The 17252-nt window shown below is 54.5% G+C and carries 9 protein-coding genes; 8 read left to right on the top strand and 1 reads right to left on the bottom strand.

The genetic code is table 11. From position 1 onward, the window contains the following. Positions 1-349 precede the first annotated feature (349 nt). The 6 genes from MXE41_RS07330 (at position 350) to flgM (ending at position 10895) form a co-directional block, all read left to right on the top strand. Positions 350-979, top strand: coding sequence for a hypothetical protein (locus MXE41_RS07330; RefSeq protein ID WP_247100035.1), 630 nt, complete (start codon positions 350-352; stop codon positions 977-979). Between the two features lie 115 nt (positions 980-1094). Further along, positions 1095-1292: a hypothetical protein gene (locus MXE41_RS07325; RefSeq protein WP_246977304.1), complete on the top strand. Its 198-nt coding sequence runs from the start codon at positions 1095-1097 to the stop codon at positions 1290-1292. Between the two features lie 1144 nt (positions 1293-2436). Beyond that, the gene (locus MXE41_RS07320; RefSeq protein WP_247100034.1) at positions 2437-3231 is read left to right on the top strand and encodes a hypothetical protein; all 795 of its coding nucleotides are present in this window, start codon (positions 2437-2439) and stop codon (positions 3229-3231) included. Positions 3232-3611: 380 nt separating this feature from the next. Next, positions 3612-7481 carry an AAA family ATPase gene (locus MXE41_RS07315; protein ID WP_247100033.1) on the top strand — a complete coding sequence of 1290 codons (3870 nt, stop codon included), beginning with the start codon at positions 3612-3614 and terminating at the stop codon, positions 7479-7481. A 589-nt stretch (positions 7482-8070) separates the two neighbouring features. After that, positions 8071-8853, top strand: a complete 783-nt coding sequence (gene flgA, locus MXE41_RS07310) for a flagellar basal body P-ring formation chaperone FlgA (RefSeq protein WP_247100032.1) — start codon at positions 8071-8073, stop codon at positions 8851-8853. 1721 nt (positions 8854-10574) lie between these two features. Further along, complete coding sequence (gene flgM, locus MXE41_RS07305) at positions 10575-10895, top strand: flagellar biosynthesis anti-sigma factor FlgM (protein ID WP_247100031.1); 321 nt, start codon at positions 10575-10577, stop codon at positions 10893-10895. Positions 10896-11437: 542 nt separating this feature from the next. Here flgM and MXE41_RS07300 read toward each other — a convergent pair. After that, positions 11438-11866: a hypothetical protein gene (locus MXE41_RS07300; protein ID WP_247100030.1), complete on the bottom strand. Its 429-nt coding sequence runs from the start codon at positions 11864-11866 to the stop codon at positions 11438-11440. Positions 11867-12273: 407 nt separating this feature from the next. On the opposite strand from MXE41_RS07300, the gene MXE41_RS07295 reads away from it, so the two are divergent. Continuing rightward, complete coding sequence (locus MXE41_RS07295; protein WP_247100029.1) at positions 12274-13242, top strand: chemotaxis protein CheV; 969 nt, start codon at positions 12274-12276, stop codon at positions 13240-13242. 1537 nt (positions 13243-14779) lie between these two features. Then, positions 14780-16051, top strand: coding sequence for a protein-glutamate O-methyltransferase CheR (locus MXE41_RS07290; protein WP_247100028.1), 1272 nt, complete (start codon positions 14780-14782; stop codon positions 16049-16051). Positions 16052-17252 lie beyond the last annotated feature (1201 nt).

Below are 17252 nucleotides of genomic sequence, written 5' to 3'. Positions count from 1 at the left end.
GACTGACGGGGAAGATGGAGGCCATGGGCCCGGCAGCTGGTCAGGCTCGCTCAGTGCCGCCTTTATCACCTTGTTGCCTGACTGTGCCATGAGCATATGGATACCACGCAGCCGCAATTCCTCTCGCACCTCCAGGGCACGCCCCGGCCAGCCAGAGCTGCCGCAAGGCCCAAAGCAAAACTGGCCCCAGGCCCGGCCGCAAAACAGGCCGCAAGACAGCACTCAGGACGAAATGTCCGGTCGCCCCCAGGATCGCATTCATGGCAGTACGCCGGGCAGCCCGCATGGACGCGCGGACAGAGGCGCTTCGGAGCTTGAGCGTTTCCGTACAGAAGCAGGCAATTGCGTCATGGCCCAGGCTCCGCGCAGCTGGGTATGCGGACGCACCGGCTTCTCAGGCTCCAGGAGCGGTCCAGGGCCTGACCCGCGCCGTGGCTGGCTGCAGCGCAGCAGCTCTCAGGGAGCTTATGCCCGTATTCGTGCTGCCAATGAAAGCGACAGCGGGAGTTCCAGCTCCTATGAGCTCAGGGCACCAGCAGGAGGAGCTGACCCTTACCTGGTACGCAGGCAGAATCAGTCTTCCTTTCGCCCCCGTCCTTATTGCCCTCAGGGAGCTGTAGCGGATCACTGTGCAGGTGCGGGCGCTGCCGGTCAGACCGGTGTCGTAGCACCTGGTGGCCCTGACAGATATGAGCGCAGGGACGGCCATAAACCTCAGAGCGACCAGGGCCGCCCTGGCAGCACTGTGCTTCCTGGTGCTCAGGGAGTAATAGAACTTAAAAAGGGTGAGCATACGGCTATGAGTTCCATGGAGCGCTGGCAGCGCTTTGTGGCCATCAGCCGATCTCAGGGACGGCTGGCTGCTATTGGTTTAAGCCCGGTACCGGTAAGGCTCAGGACAGCCGGGGCAGCTGCAGCCGGGGCAGCTGCAGCAGCAGTTGCTGAAGACAGTGAGCTTCTGGCCCGGGCCGGCAGCTGAAGGGCTGCACTCCGCCTGCACCGGCGGTCAGGACGGCATCCGGGCTGGCATGCCCGGTGGCATGCCCGGCGGCGTGCCGCTTACAGATACTTTCCATTACGACAGGAGCAATGACATGACAGCAGTATTACCTCAGGGGCGTAAGGCCCCGGCCCTGAAACTTATCTCCGCGCGGGACCTCCAGGCAAAGCCAGGCGGACGTCCTCCGGTAGTAAAGCTGGACCTTAACAGTGTTGACGGTCGTGACGAGCAGATTACCCGCCGTCAGCTGGGCCGTAACGCCCGGGTTCTTATCGTGGCCATAAGCTCGTAACTGCCCGGGCCATATTAAGACGGTCCCTGCAGGCCAGCCACCAATGCAGGCATTTATGTCCTGTACGGCCGCAGCTGCAGGGCTCTGTCGGGAGCAGATTATGAACTTCTCCATTTCACCACCGGGAGGGCACTGCTGTGACAGCACAGTGCCATTGACCCCCGGGACTCTTTCATCATCGCAGGCCCACATGCCTGCCTACTTTGTCAGTCCTGACTCCAGTGGTCAGTACAGCACCAGCAGAGCCTGTCAGCTGTCAGGATCTGATTCAGCCTCAGGCGCGGACGCTGCCACCAGAGGCTCAGCGTCCCCCAGGAGCACAGCTCCAGGCGCGGGCGCTGCTGTCACCATGGGAGCAGCCACCGGCGCTGGGTCTGTCTCATCCATGGGCACAGATCCAGGACCTGACAGCCTTGAGGCAAAGCCCGGATGCGCCGGCAGTGCCGCCGGAGCGGCCAGCCGTGCTCTGCCCGTACACCTGCCTCACAGTGAGCTTATACGCAGATGCAGCTGGGGTATGCAGCGTACTTATCTGGTGTACGGCTGCCCTGATTACACTGTAGCCCTTGCTCAGGCAAGACATGGTAAGTCAGCTATGTACTGTGAGCCAGTAAGCCCTTATGCAGTGCCGACGGGCACAGGTGCAGTAACTGATGATGGCAGTCATACACACAGTGCAGATCCGGCTGCTCATCAGACCATTAATCAGTCAGCGCATCAGACTGCGCATCAAACTGTGCATCAGAGAGCGCATCAGATCAGGGGAAGTGAACCATATCATACAGAGGATCAATTGCCGGGTACTGATGCGCAAGGACAGTCTAACCGTGTTGCATCTGCACAGGCCGGGGCCTGTACCACGGCAGCGGCTATGGTCCATGCAGCAGCAACGGACCTGGCAGTTGGGCCTGTCCCGGGCTGTTGCGGGACTGACAGGGCTTATGAGTGCAGTGATGCCCAGTGGATGCTCTCCTTTGAGCACTGCTGGGGTAAGGCCGCCTCCATATGCTCAGGCCGGCCTGACATCAGGACTCAACCCGGGCCTGTAAAGCAAGGTCACAGTCAACCCCCTGAAAGGCTTACAGGACCAGCTCCCCAGAGCACAGCCCGGCGACGGGGTGCTTATGGCGCAGGCAGGTCCGCCATGCGCCAGCTGTGTCTTTTTGATGATGACTTTGACGAACAGGCTCAATCAGATACAGCCACGCCTGGTACCTCTGTAATGGGGGAGATCAGATCAGGTGATCAGGCACCTTCCTTACTGCCTGAAAGTCACGCAGCTCCTGGCCAGGTCACCCCGAACAGCTCACTTTTACCTGTCTGCAGAGAAGGTGACCTTCGTTCCCCTGGGCCTGAGGGCAGGCAGATTCATACGGGTGACACTGCTCTTAAGGCACAGGAGAGCTATACAGCAGTGCTCAGCTACACCCTGAGCTCATGCAGTGCTCAGATCTGGAACGATGACAGTGAGCTGCCCTGGGATACAGGCAGCCGCAAGAGCACAGCCGGCTCCAGTGACGGTTCAGGCAGGCATCAGGAAACAGCCCGTGAGGGCGGCTTTGGCAGCCGTCCGGGTCGTGATTACAGTGCGCAGCGAGGAGGTCCTGTAACAGGAGAGATTGGTCTTGGGCGTGAGGCTGTGTTTATGCGCACAGCGCTGATGCCCGGTTATCTGGTCTCCTCGCAGAACATGCCAGGACGTCCCGGCAGCTTTCACGGCTGGAGCGCCATGACAGCACGGGTACCTCTGGACCCTGAGCGCAGTGTACTGGGCAGTGATGAAGAGAGCCTCATGTATGCGGGCAGTGGCTTTACTGTGGAGCGCAATGTCATCACCAGACACGGGCTGCCCCTGAGCGCTCGCAGCTTTAACGGCCGCAGCCGCCTGCAGCGCGCCCGCATCGAAATTGAGCTCCCGGCCTTTGTCGTCAGAGGCTGACAGCAGCTTTCCCCTTATAGCAGGGGCGCATTACCTGGGCAAAGGCCATCAGCTCTCTGTGGTGGCCGTCTGGCGCTGGGCAGCCGGGCAGCCTGGCACTTACAGGCTGTGGCTTTGATACTCAGAACAGGGCAAAGGCCAAAACAGCCCGCTCGCAACAGAAGTAATGCCAGATCCCTGGTACACGTACAGGCAGGTACTGCTCTGCACAGGAGGGCAGGGCGAACCTGAGAGTAAGGCTGTCAGGTACAGGCAAGGCTGGAACTGCAAGCCTGGCAGTCAGGTACAGGCAAGGCTGGAACTGCAAGCCTGGCAGTCAGATGCCTGCAGGCATCAGTATTTAATCTAACAATCCGAGCACATGGTGCTCAGGAGGGCATATGAAAAACTTACATTCCAACACCGCTGAAAGTCCCTGGGGCACTGATACAGCCATGGCACAGACCGCCATGGCACCGGCAGCCATGTCAGCTGCAGTACCCGGGCTTAACCGTACCAGTGCTGCAGCCGGTATGATTCCCCCACAGCAAAGATCAGGCATCTATGGATCGGCTCCAGCTGCACGTCCTGCTCCAGGCGGTGCCGGTGCTCACAGTGCAGCCGTATCTGCAGGTCCTTCAGCTCCACCTGCAAATGGTGCTCAGGTACAGTCTAAGAGCGCCATGAGATCCGGGGCCGGCAGCTGTCAGGGACCATATCAGGCAGCTGGCAGCTCTGTCAGCCCATGGCCACAAAACACAGCTCAGCCTGGCTGTCAGGGCGTAACGGACATGGGCACAGCAGCTGACAGACAGGAGCAGGCCCCTGGTATGCCTGATGGCTCTGTGCAGAGCCTGCCTCCATATAACTGGGTACCTCCTTATAACCAGACTCCCCATGTGCTCAGGGGCACTGCCTTAAATCATTCCGCCGTTTCAGCTTTTCCCGGCTGGGGATCAGATAACGCTCGGGCTGCTGCCGTAGCCGCCGCCTCCAGCGCAGCCGTCTCCAGTGCAGCCGCCAATATGGCAGCCAATGCAGCAGGCGCAGTGGCAGGTGCAGCTACAGCCGGTGCTGGTGATCGAACTGCTGTGGACACTAAGCGCGCCGCTGGAGTCGCTGCGGGAGCCCAGATGCAGGCAGGACGCGGCGTGGCTGCAATGCCGGCTAATGGCTATATGTCTGTGCCTGTCGGTACTTATCGCTTCATGCCGCCTGGCATGAGTGCAGCCATGAATGTTGGACAGACCGCAGGCTGTGCTGCCCCGGTCCCAGTTGGTGGCGGTGCAGCCGGAGCTCTGGCTCATGGTCGTGCATCACTGCCTGCAGGAGCTGTTGCCCGTGGTACTGTGCCTTGCTATGGAGCTGCGGGCGCTGTAATGCCCGCTTCTGCAGCACAGCCGGCAGCTGCCGGGATGATGCCCTCTGCTTTAAGCGCTGCAGCTTCTGAGCGCGTAAATCATGGTCAGTCTGTTATGGCAGGACCGGCAGCTGGAGCTGTGCCTTACGGCTGTGGTGTACCTGGCAGCTCAGTAAATGGCAGAGTACAGAACGGCAGCGGTGCTCAGGTACAGGCTGTTGCTCAGAGCATGACTGGAGCTCAGACCATGGCTGTGGCCAATAACATGACTGCGCTCCAGACTCAGCCATTGGTTCATGCCCCGACCCATGCCCCGGCATCAGTTAAGGCCCAGGCATCAGCTCAGGCCCGGGGCCTGGCAGCTGTATCTGCTCTGGCCGGCCCGGCTGGCGCAGGTGCTGGCGGCGCTGGCGCTGTCACTGGAGGTGCCGGCTGTGCCTGTGTGGGAAGTGAAGGTGCTCACGGCGCTGCTGGAGCTCTGGCGCGCAGCATGAATGAGCTTTATGACTGCGTGGCCGGTAATACCCATATCTCGGTACGAGGTGGCCGCGAGGCTCTGAACGTAAGAGGCGGTCATGCTTATATTGACAGTGAGGACGGGAGCTGTGGTGCAGGAAGCGCTGGTGGTGCTGCTCTGAGCGGCATGCACAGGGCCCGGGTTATTGACTGCGGAGCCGGAGTGGGCAGCCGTGAGGTTTCAGCTGCTGTCTTTGACTGTCCTGATCTTGGTCAGAGAATGCTTACTGTGCCTGAGCATAAGGACATGGTCAGTGCCATGGTGCCTCAGGCTCACAGCTCCTATGTCTTTGAGAGTAAGGCTCTTAAGACCATGCTCGACTGGCTGGAAAAGCCTCATGGCGATTCTCTTTATATCTGCGGACCATCAGGCTGTGGCAAGACCTCCTTTGTGCTTGAGACTGCCGCCCGTCTTAAGTGGCCGGTAGAGAGCATTACTCTGTCTCAGACTTCAGAGGTAGCTGACCTCATTGGTCATCCTGTTATCCGTCATGGTCAGCTGCACTTTGAATATGGCCCCTTAAGCCGTGCCATGATGTCAGGTGAGATTCTGCTGCTCAATGAAATTGATCTGATGAGCGCAGGAGAGCTGGCTGCCCTGAACGATGTGCTTGAGGGCCGTGGTTTGACCGTACTGGCCAGCAATGGGGAGGTCATCATGCCTCATCCGGGCTTCAGGGTTATTGCCACCGGTAACTCAAGGGGATCAGGTGACAGCTCGGGGCACTACACAGGAGTGCGCCGTCAGAATACGGCTTTTCTTGATCGCTGGGTATTTCTTGAATTTTCCTGGCCTGACTTTGCCATGGGCCGCTCCATCATCAGCCGTGCCGTACCCGAGCTCAATCCTGATCTCATACGCTATATGCTCACCTTTGTGCACGAGCTGCGCATTGCCTGCGGAGCAGAGCGCAGCAGTGACAACAGGGACATGCTGGAGAATATGCGTGCCCGTATTGCTCAGCTGCACTCCTCTTATGTGGGCTGTGTTGAGGAATGCCGCAGTGCCGGTCAGGTGCGCAGCATTGAGGATGTCATAGGCCGCAGCGACAGTACCGAGGCCGATATCGCCACCGAGTACGGAGCTTTAAACAATGTCAGTGACATGCGTACTCTTGATGATATTGAGATAAGCTGCGGCCGCAGAGTGCTGCCACTTAGTGCCCCTGTGACCACCCGCAGTCTGCTGCGTATCTGCAGGGCCTATGCTGCTGATGAAAAGTGCACCATTCAGGATGCCATAGACCGTGCCTTTGCCTCGCGCCTTGAGGGCCGTGAGTATGCTTTTGTCATGCGCATGAGCTTTGAGGTCTTTGGCTATACCTCAAAGTTTACTGAGCTGCCCCATTGTGTAAGCGACGTTGAGACCTATCTGAAAATGCGTGCCCGCACCTTCAACGAAGGCTTTATCAACAACTGTCTGCTCCCTGACTACCAGCTGCGTGAAATCTTTGACCAGCGCCGCGCCACCGCAGCTGCACCTGCCGCAGCAGCTGCAGCAGCTGCTGAGCCTGCTGATGATGCGGCTTCCGGTGCTTCGTTCGTCGCAGGCAAGGCTGACACAGCCCAAGTAAAGGACTCAGTTGAGGGAGACGCCAATGAGCCTGATGCTGATGCTGGGGATGAGGTAAGCAAATCCGTGGCCCCTCAGGGCGCCAGCGCAGCTAAGGCAGATGGTCACAGTGCACATGCGGATCAGTGCAAGGCCGGCCCAGGAACACCTGACCATGAAATAAGCCTGGTGACACCAGGATCACTTGCTGACAGTGACGGGGAAATTGTGAGCCCGCTTGAGAATCTTACTGACTCTCAATCTGTTGCCACTCAGGGTGATGCTCAATATGAGAGCTCAGCTGAAGAGTGCAGCACAGATGGTCAGGACCATGACCTCAAAAGCTGTGAGCTCAAAGGCAGTGAGCCTGAGGGGGCAGATCTGTTTCCTGGACGTGTAATCAGCGCCGGTAATGTTTCTGTTAAGACTGTGCTGGTTGATGATTATGGCTCAGAGTCTGACATTAACAGCGTCAGTGATGAGCCCTTACTGACATCTGCCATGGCAGGCACAGCTGGTGATGAGCCGGCAGGCGTAAGAGCTCAGGGACACAGTGATGAGGCTGAAGCTGCAACTGAAGCTGAGACAAAAGCCGTGCGCCCGGTACGCCGCAGCCGCAGTCGTAAGCTTCAGCCCGCCAATGCTCCGGCAGCTGATGGCGATATGACTGCAGGAGCAGATTCAGACACAGACAATGATGCCCTGACTGCAGGCTCTGAGCTTGAGGCTTTAACAGTAACTGATGATCCGCTCAGCACTGGCAGCATTGCAGCAGCTGTTGCTCTGCAGCCGGTACGCAAGGTGCGTCGCAGCCGCAAGAGCGACAAGGCCCCTGCTGCCTGAGGGCTTGGTACAGTCAATGTCGGTATCAGCAAGGTAAAGCAAGAGCCCGGCCCTGAAAGTCATTTATGACTGTAAGGTTCAGCTCCCGGATAAATAGCAGGGGCGAGAGCCAGGGAGAGCAGATGGCTAGAGCCAGGTAGAGCCAGGTGAAAGTCATTGGCTGCCAAACCTGGCCTGCCGGGCATTTGCAGGTGAGATACACAATTTCTTCATATGCCTGTACAGGGTCGACGCTGCCATATGTGCCATATGGTGACGTCGGCCCTTTTTACTGACAGAGCATGGTCCTTGTGCTGCTGCATCTGGATCTGTGACGGTGTCAGAGCATGGTCCTTGTGCTACTGCATGTGAGGTTGTGATAGTGTCAATGACGGAGCGATGTGCCACTGCATGTGGAGCTGTGACGGTGTCAATGTCGGAGCGATGTGCCACTGCATGTGGGGATGCGTGGTGTCCATGCCGGAGCATGTGCATCTTGCTAAGGAACTGATAAGCAAAAAGGCTTATCATAGGCTTTTGGCAGCTGGGGAGTATGCTGCTTTTTCTGATAGTATGTGCTGCAACAGCTCAATAAGAGGAGATCCTTGCCATGCGTCATAACAGGCCACTAAACGCCTTAAAGATGCTTACCGAGAAAATGAAGGCCGGCCACCTGTTTGCTGGAGCACTCAGAGGTGCACGTGCCCTGGTCATGATTCCGGCATTGCTGCTTGCCAGCGTCTCAGGAGCTCATGCTACTCCTCAGGAAGCAGAATTCCTGCGTACCGTTGCCGAGCAGTACATCCTGGCTCAGTTTGAACATCAGGATTATGGCGACAAGAAAATTGAAGTGCGTGCCGGTAAGCTCGATGAGCGCCGCAGCTACGGTGGCCGCTGCACCAATTATCTGACAGCCGAACTCAAGGGCTCTGAAATCAAGAGCACCTCTCAGGTAAAGATTACCTGCTCTCAGCCTGACAATCAGTATTCCATCTTTGTACCGGTCAAGGTATCCATTCTGACTCCGGCCCTGGTAGCCTCACGTAATCTGACCCGTGGTTCTGTCATTGGCTCTTCAGATCTGCGTACCATTTATCTCAATGAAGAGACCAATCTGACCACAGCCGTATCTGATCCCAACATCCTGGTAGGCAGCCGTCTCAAGCGTGATGTCAAGGAAGGCGAGCAGATCCGCTCCAACTCATTTTGCGTGGTATGCAAGAATGACAAGGTCAGCATCGTAGCCCGCAGCCACGGCCTTGCTCTTAAGACTACTGGTCTGGCTCTTGATGATGGCGGCATAAATCAGTCCATCAGAGTGCGCAACCTCAAGTCCAACAAGGTAGTCTCTGCCGTAGTATCAGCCCCGGCCGAAGTACAGGTAATTTTCTAGCAGCCATGCCGCCAGTCCGCCATGCCGCCAGAGCATGCCCCTTAACCTGTTCCATGCCGCCAGAGCATGGCCCTTAACCTGTGCCATGGGACCTGGACTGAGGCAGGGAGCTCATCCAGAGTTTCCTCCCTGACAGTATCCCAGGAATATGCTGCGCGAGCCCGGGTGGCCCGGGCTGTAAAGAGCAGGCCCGGGATGGCCATGGCCATGGCTGTAAAGAGCCGTCTGGCTCCATGAGATGTAAATGACGGCCCGTCTGATTTGACCATCAGGCGGGCCGTCATCATTTGAGCCTGTGAGAGCAGAGCTGATGCCGTAAGGCAGGTAACAGATAACAGACGCTGATATCATGTAAAAGGGCTGAAAGCCGCGTACAGGTAAGAAAGCCTTTGGGGGTACAAAAGCAGGCCGCAGGCAAAAGCAGGCAATGATATGACGGCCTTAGGGGACAAGAAGTAATAAGTCGCGTACAGGGCAGGGGCCGGGACTGGATTTAAAACAGACAGAGTAATAAAAGGGAAATAGCTCAAGCGTAAGCTTTTATCAGCGGCATATAAATCAGCATGGCGCCCTGCATAATGCTCTGCAAAACAGCACAAAACGCATCTGGGAAAAATATGGCGCGGGCGCCTGCCAGGAAAGCAGCGGGCGGTAAAACAGGCTTATTTATGCGGCAGAACGTCATGATGTGGGAGCTGGCGCCTCACACTGGTACGCTGCATATATGTAGAGATTAGTGCCGAAAAAATGCTTTACTTTTCCCCAGATGCTGTTTTAGAGCCTGTATTAATCCTTTCTAAAACATATTCAGCTGTTCATGTGTTCCATTGCTGCAATGTACGGCAGGACACGAGAGCCTGCAGTTCACTGGCAGAAGTGGTAAGCCGGATTTTCTGTCATTGCAGGGCAGCAGCCCAGATCAGGCTGCATATGCATATCGGCCTGTAATTGCGGCCTGAGGTGAATTTTGATGGACCGATACCTGGCTGTTCCCAGTGCAGGTGCCGGGAATTGCCAGGATCAAAAATACATATGGGGAGCACAATTTTTACCTGGTCTGTAAAAATATGAAGGGGCTGGTAAGCGTTTTCACATTGATCAGGTGGGGATTTTGTAATGTAAAAATGAGGGTTTTTGTATCTATTATTTTTTGTAATCAGCCTTTTTATCAGTATGAATATGGCATAAAAGCCAAAACGTACCCAATTTGGTGCACAATTCAGGGAGTGCATATAAACAGGATTTTTACATTGTGCTTACACACGAACACTGACGAAAACAGGTTTTTTGTCAGCCTTAAGGGAGACCAGTTAAGTCTTTGTGATCGGGGGCAAAAAAATTTTTTGCTCGGGGGCTGCAGAAAACCGATCGTCTGTCGTTACATAAAGCAAAGGTTAGAGATGTAATGAAAATCACATCTCAATGCAGCAGCCTGCATCTTAAAGGGCTTAAGCCCGGCAAGTTTCAGAGTCTGCAGCACCCGCCTCGATGATAATTAAGAGAGAAGAAAGATTATATCTTTCAATCATGTATTCCTGTCTTATCTGGATGTTTCATCCAGTGAGGCATCAGATACGACAGGATTACTGTCACGAGTGTGATCATTTATTGCCCAGAGTCCGGGCAATCGCAGCAGATCTGATACAATGCAGGAAAAGTCTTGCAGATAAGACTTTCCAGGCTTTAAATTGCAAGAATTTTATTGAAAGAGGGATAACAACATGGCAATCGACATCTTATTTGATAATGCGATTAAGGCCATGCCCGAGAATGTGGCTCGTGCCCGTAGAGCTACTACCCAGGATGCAAAGGCCGAAGGAAAAGTTTCTTCCACCGCCCCAGGCACTGACGACGTAGTTTTTACCGAGAAGGCCAAGACACTTTCCAAGGCAGCTGATATTGCCAGAAGCTCCGACGGTATTGATTACGACAAGGTAGCTGCGCTCAAGCAGCAGTACGACAACGGTACTCTCAAGTTCGACTTTAATCGCGTAGCTGACAAGCTTATTGCTTCCGAGCGCTCTTTAAACAAGCTTTTCTAACGGTCACATTGGGCAGGCAGTGCCCTCTGTTTACCCTCCAATAAAAGAACCGCAGTGCTGACCAAGGCATGGCGGTTTTTTTATGCCCGCAATTTCACCCCGGCAGCCAGCCATCCCAGACAGGACTGCCCCGCCTGGCCATCCGGCCCGGCCGGCCCACATCCTTGCAGGGCATGGCCGTTGCTCATGGTCAAGTCACATACCATTACAGTGGCCCAGGTCATCGCTCATGGCACAGCCCATGATGGGGACTGGTACGCTGTTAATTGCTCCCGTGCAAAGGTCAGCGCCAGAGCGCTGCCTCAGACCACTGCCCCAGACCACTGTGCCATTTCATGCCTGAGCGCCGTTTCAGGTCTGGACACCGTCTCGGGTCTGGACGCCGTTTCCTGCCATGGCTGCGGTGCACGTCATTGCTTGATGCATGCAGTGTTTTACCTCCACGCTGTGCTCTTTGCCTGTCCCATGCGTTTAAGTACGGCCCTGACCATCCCCCCATAACCTGGCTCTTCCTTGCACAGCCCAGCCTGCAGATCAGCAGGTTATCCGGTAAGGGAGAGGGCAGCTTTGGGAACGGAGCGCTTGTAGGAGAGGTCTGGCAGCAGCCAGATGGCAGCAAGGTGGCGGGTGCGTTCCGTTATGATGCTGGAGAGTGACTTTCCTTCCTTTGGGTATGCTTTTTCTGATCTGAGGGTATGATTTTGTCTGCTGGTTTTCTGCAGTGCTGCAGGGCAGGATTTTTGTCTGCTGATTTTCTGCAGTGCTGAAGGGCAGGATTTTTGTCTGCTGATTTTCTGCAGTGCTGAAGGGCAGGATTTTGTCTGCTGTTTTGCTGCGAGGCTGTAGTGCCGGGATATTTTCAGATTATTATGGGGGGAAGCTGAATATTGCTGGTGTAGATTTGAGGGTAATTCAGTGAGACTGAGGGGATAATGCGGCGTCTTTTTGAGCGACAACGTACTTTTTTGCACATTTTGCGCAAGAGTTGGGGCATTATATCGCTATAATAACCGGGAAACTGTATCATTAAGTTTCTTTGTATCTATCCAGAACCCTGGGAGCCAGCAGGCTCGGATCATAAAACTGCTGACACAATCTTAAGTGCTCAGCTGGCTCAGTGAGCCTTTTACGGTCAACACAGCTGGATGTGATTTCCTTTTTGAGCCCGTCACAACGGGATGTGCCGGATTAAGGTGCCACATGATTTGCCTTTTTCCTGGCACAGCTTTTCTTAAGACGCTGCGTAATGTGCTTTTTTAAATGCTGTTGCACAGGCGCTGTCGCATGACATTTGAGCAGTTTTTCTTGCCTCGGTGGTATCAGCACCACTTTCAGTTTTCAGTCTTGCCGGGACTTTTCACAAAGTAAGGGGAATTAAATGGCTGGCGTAATGGACAAAGTCAATCAGCTTACCGAGCTGGTTGGTCAGAACAGAATGGAGCTTCTGCTCTTCAGATTATCCGGTCTGTCACAGCGTTATGGTATTAACGTGTTCAAGGTTCGCGAGGTCTTACCTTGCCCACGCCTGACCGTAATGCCACGTCTGCATCAGTTTGTTATTGGCGTTGCTCACATCCGTGGCAACACTCTCTCCGTAATCGATCTAGCCTACGCCATCGGCGGCCGCCCTACAAAGAATTACGAGAAGTGCTACATAATCATTGCCGAGTACAACCGCTCTACTCACGCTTTCCTTGTATCCAATGTTGAGCGCATTATCAACATGAACTGGAACAAGATCATGCCTCCTCCAAAAGGTGCCGGTCACTCCAACTACATGACCGCTGTTACCGAGGTGGATGACGAGCTCATCGAAATTCTCGACGTTGAGAAGATTCTCGACGAAATCACTCCTATTGGTAATGATCTCGAGTCTGACGCCATCAAGCGTCTGACCGTTCCTCAGGGTACTCGAGTTCTGGTTGCTGATGACTCCAAGATCGCTCTTAAGCAGGTTAAACGCGCTCTTACTGAGATCGGTGTCGATGTTATTGAGGCTCATGACGGTAAGGAGGCCCTCACTCTGCTCAATGAGCTGGCATCAAACGGTCACTCCATCAAGGATACTTTAAGCCTGATTATTTCCGACGTTGAAATGCCGGAAATGGACGGCTACACCTTATGTGCCAATATCCGCAACAGCCCTCACCTGCGCGATCTGTATGTAATTCTGCATACCTCTCTGTCAGGTGTGTTTAATCAGTCGATGGTGTCCAAGGCCGGTGCCAACGACTTTATTCCAAAGTTCAACCCTGAAGAGCTGGCAGCTGCTGTAGAAAAGGGCCTTGATCTGGTATGTAATGGCGTATCAGGTGCTGACTGTGTAATGAAGTCCAAGCGCTCCTGACCTGGCTGATTACAAGGCTGAAAAAGGACCCGGCTGAAGGCCCCTCAGGACTGCCGTACCCAGGGCCGCATCAGCAAGCAATGCTCAATTCGATTCGTTCGGGTTGAGCATTTGTTTTTGCTCAGCCCATGCTGCCCATCAGGCCCAGGCATTGCGGCCCACCATGCCCGAACATGTCGGCCCATCAGGCATTATCAAGGCGGCCCAATGGTCTGAGCCGGGCTGCCATTTTGAGGCTGGCCAGGCTGTTTTTTCGGACGGCCATGATCTCAACGCAAGTCAGGAAGGAGTGCTGCGCTGCCCTGTGCACTGGGCCCATTCCTTTGCAGCAAGTATGGATTGACGGGTGTTTTACCCTGTCTGAAAAGTGCGTAAAAACGGCCTTAATCCTGTATGACAACGTTTGCATAAATCTGATTATTTTTACCTGATTTTGCCATGTGACAGGTAAGCTTACGAGAGCTGCTGAGTTGCTGTTTTTAATGAGTGCTTCAGGCGGGGCACTGGTGACCAGAGCGTAAGTCCACTGTACATATTGACACTCTTTGGAAGTAACAGCCAGGCGTCTGCCAGGTGTGAACTGCTACAATGCCCGTAAATATGCCGTAAATATGCCCTTAAAATGCCCTTCAAGGCCTGCCTGTTTCCATATGATCCTGGTTTATGGCAAACATGTACGGAAGCGCACTGATATTCCTGTGTGTACGACCTTGTTTGCAGCCTCCTGGTATTTATTTAAACTGCCACGGAAATACGATAAAAATGGTGACTGGTGATTTTTGTTAATTTGGCCGCACCTTTTGTTTCTAGATATGGCAATAACCACATTTTATGCTATATTCTAGGGGTCATTTTTCCCGCCTGCACTCATGTGAGAGCTGGTTAAAGACAAAGTGGATAAAATGACAGTTTTGACGGGAAAAACTAATATCAGTAAGTTTTCTTCTGGTCAGCTCATAAGGAAACCACGGGTGATGACATCATGTCATACCAGCACCACGGGGAATCTCATCTGAACATGGTCCGTCTAAATTTCAGACCATCTGACCTCTCAGCCCTTTCTGAAGCAGGAATTCAGAAACGGCTCCCACCAGATTTTTCAGGGTACTGCCGACTGCTGCGCACCATGCTGATGTGCACCACAATGTAAATGGCAGACCAGCGCCGTCCTGCAGGCTTACAGACGGAAAACCGGACAGTACAGACTGTCATGTTAAGCTTTTTTCAGGGTGTCGGACCTTTAACGGGCACATTTTGCGGCGTTATGTTAGTATGCTTTGATGACCATCATAATGGTCAGTACAGGCACAGATTTTTTCAGCAGATAACTGCTTCCGGCATCGCAGATGCGCTGTCCCGGGGCCTGTGACAGCACATGGTGCTGTCAGTCCCCAGTTATGAGTCTTGTATTGGGACAGGCGCAGCACAGATTAGAGCACATGTTTAAGGCTGCCGGAATTTTTACAGTATTTTTTATGCCGGACACTTGCAGATGGTGTCAGGGCATCAAGGCAAGTGTCACGTCATTGAGGTTTGTATGACCGATAATCCGCAGAATCGTTTTGGTGAGTCCTCCCAGGGTTCGTTTGTATCACGTACCACTGGTTCATCCTTATTTGGCAGCAGATCCGCCGGTTCTAATACGGTCCCAGCACGTACCACTGCCAACAGCACACCGGCTTCATCCCTGTTTAACAGCAGCAGAAATCAAGCCTCAGCAGCAACTCCAGCTGCTCCGGCTCCTGGCTCCCTTGCTGCACGTATGGAAAAGTATCCACACCGTACCGGCAATGCCGTTGCCTCTGTTATGCGTAAGACTCAGAGCCCTGAACGTGCTCACTTCACTCCTTCTGACTATCCTGGCATTACCAAGCTGGCCATTGCCTCCCAGAAGGCCGGTTACGACTCTGTAGCAGCCCGTAATCCTGATATTCTGCCTACTACTCAGGATCGTCTGGCCGTACAGTCCCGCAGCGTATCTGATGCCCAGTACCGTCGTTTTGCCCAGTACATCGAAGAGCAGAGCGGTATCGTGCTCGGTGATAACAAGCACTACCTGGTAAACAGCCGTCTGTCCTCACTGCTGCTGCGCTTTAAGGTGCCTACCATTGATGAGCTCATCAACCGCGCCATGCAGCCATCTGTCTACAAGGACATCAGCTCTGCCGTTATCGATGCCATGACCACCAACGAGACCCTGTGGTTCCGTGATACCTACCCTTACCTGGCACTCAAGAATCTGATTCTCCCTGAGCTGGCCAAGTCCGGTAAGACTCCGGTACGTATCTGGTCCGCCGCCTGTTCTTCAGGTCAGGAGCCTTACTCCATTGCCATGGTGGTTCAGGAGCAGGCCAATTCCGTAGGTCACATCAATCCTGATCAATGTCAGATCATAGGCACCGACATTTCCCCTGAAATGCTTGACCGCTGCCGCTTTGCTCACTATGACAATCATGCTCTGGCCCGTGGTCTGAGCGCCGAGCGTAAGGCCCGCTTCTTCAAGCCAACCCAGGACCCTAATGTCATGCGCATTGACGACAAGATTAAGAACATGGTCAACTTCAAGCAGATGAACCTTCTTGGTTCCTACTCTCTGCTGGGCCGCTTTGACATTATCTTCTGCCGTAACGTGCTCATTTACTTCTCCAATGAAGTTAAGAGCCAGATTTTAGGCAAGTTCTCCGAGTGCTTAAACCCAGGCGGTTACCTGATTTTAGGTTCATCAGAGTCTATCCAGGGTCTGTCAGACAAGTACGAAATGGTACGCTGCAACCCTGGCCTGGCCTATCGTCTCAAGCCACAGTCCTAATATGACTGCAGGTCCGCGTGCCTGAGGGCACATAAAAAAAATCCGGTCGCAGACGCGCACCGGATTTTTTTTTGCCTCAACCCGCCCCAAGGGCTCATTTTGATCCGGCCCGCCGCGCCGCCACCGCACTGTCGGCAGGGAAGCAGAACCTCACTGCTGCGTGTCTGGCTGCCACAGCGCCCTGATGCGTGCTGACAGCCCCATATCACAGCCTGGCAGGTCCGTCAGTGCGCGCTGAGCACAGACGCTGCATGGCAGGTCCGTCAGTGCGCGCTGAGCACAGACGCTGCATGGCAGGTCCGTCAGTGCGCGCTGAGCAAACACGCTGCATGGCTGGGCTCTCTTGCCCTCAGATGCGCATACAAGCCTCTCAGGCGGCGCTGACAGTGCACAGGAGGCTCAGTGTGCAGCAATGCCTGAGTTGCGCTCCTGCGGTGTCCTATGACCCTGCAGCTGCACAAGATGCTGCGCTGTGATAATGGAGCGCTCTCTCATGTCCCGTTTGCTGACCGCATACATGGAACAGGATGGTTTGGTCTCTGACCAAAAGGATTTGCTGCGCTGTGCTGTATTGAGCACCCCACGGGGGCTGTCAGTATTTTTACCATGAGTTGAGTGTAGGGAATTTGACCTGGGTGCGCGGTCATGCCAGGTTGGGCCGGGAAAGTGTGAATGTAACGGGCCTTGCTGCGCTGGACCATGGGGCGTTCAGGTGACAGCGCGAGCAGGTTTGCGGCTCTCAGCGTGGGCAGGCCCAGTGATCAGGCGCCCTGGCATGGTTATCTGGCTATGTTGGCTATGTTGGCCATGATAGTTGTCAGTCACTGATGTAAGGAGCTGTTGGCAGGGGATTTGGTAAGGGCATGGCTGTCGTCATGATCCTGGGGCAGGTGCTGTGCGCCGTCAGCCGGTGCGGATCTGTTGTGACATCACTGGGTACGGTTGTCAGTTCTAATGCCTTCAGGACGGATGCATGCTGTCGGGCGATGGGAGAAGGGCATTTTTTGGGGAGGGCAGGAGGTGAAATCAGTGGATTTTCGGGCGGGGAAATCACTGTTTGGGACATGTGATTTTATGGTGTCAAAACAGGTAAAAAATGTGGTTGAAACCTGATAAATATGCTGTTCTAAACGATTGGCACAGCTTTTGAAGTAATACTGTCAGGAAAACAAAATCGTGTCTGATATTCGACACGCGTTGG

The sequence above is a fragment of the Anaerobiospirillum sp. NML120449 genome, from assembly GCF_023051105.1.
Taxonomy (GTDB): domain Bacteria; phylum Pseudomonadota; class Gammaproteobacteria; order Enterobacterales; family Succinivibrionaceae; genus Anaerobiospirillum.
The sequence above is the reverse complement of the archived record's forward strand: the minus strand, read 5'-3'. Positions and strand labels throughout refer to the sequence as shown.

Coding starts and splice junctions, on each gene's coding strand:
- MXE41_RS07330 (WP_247100035.1), top strand. CDS start 350: ATGGCCCAGGCTCCGCGCAGCTGGGTATGCGGACGCACCGGCTTCTCA.
- MXE41_RS07325 (WP_246977304.1), top strand. CDS start 1,095: ATGACAGCAGTATTACCTCAGGGGCGTAAGGCCCCGGCCCTGAAACTT.
- MXE41_RS07320 (WP_247100034.1), top strand. CDS start 2,437: ATGCGCCAGCTGTGTCTTTTTGATGATGACTTTGACGAACAGGCTCAA.
- MXE41_RS07315 (WP_247100033.1), top strand. CDS start 3,612: ATGAAAAACTTACATTCCAACACCGCTGAAAGTCCCTGGGGCACTGAT.
- flgA (WP_247100032.1), top strand. CDS start 8,071: ATGCGTCATAACAGGCCACTAAACGCCTTAAAGATGCTTACCGAGAAA.
- flgM (WP_247100031.1), top strand. CDS start 10,575: ATGGCAATCGACATCTTATTTGATAATGCGATTAAGGCCATGCCCGAG.
- MXE41_RS07295 (WP_247100029.1), top strand. CDS start 12,274: ATGGCTGGCGTAATGGACAAAGTCAATCAGCTTACCGAGCTGGTTGGT.
- MXE41_RS07290 (WP_247100028.1), top strand. CDS start 14,780: ATGACCGATAATCCGCAGAATCGTTTTGGTGAGTCCTCCCAGGGTTCG.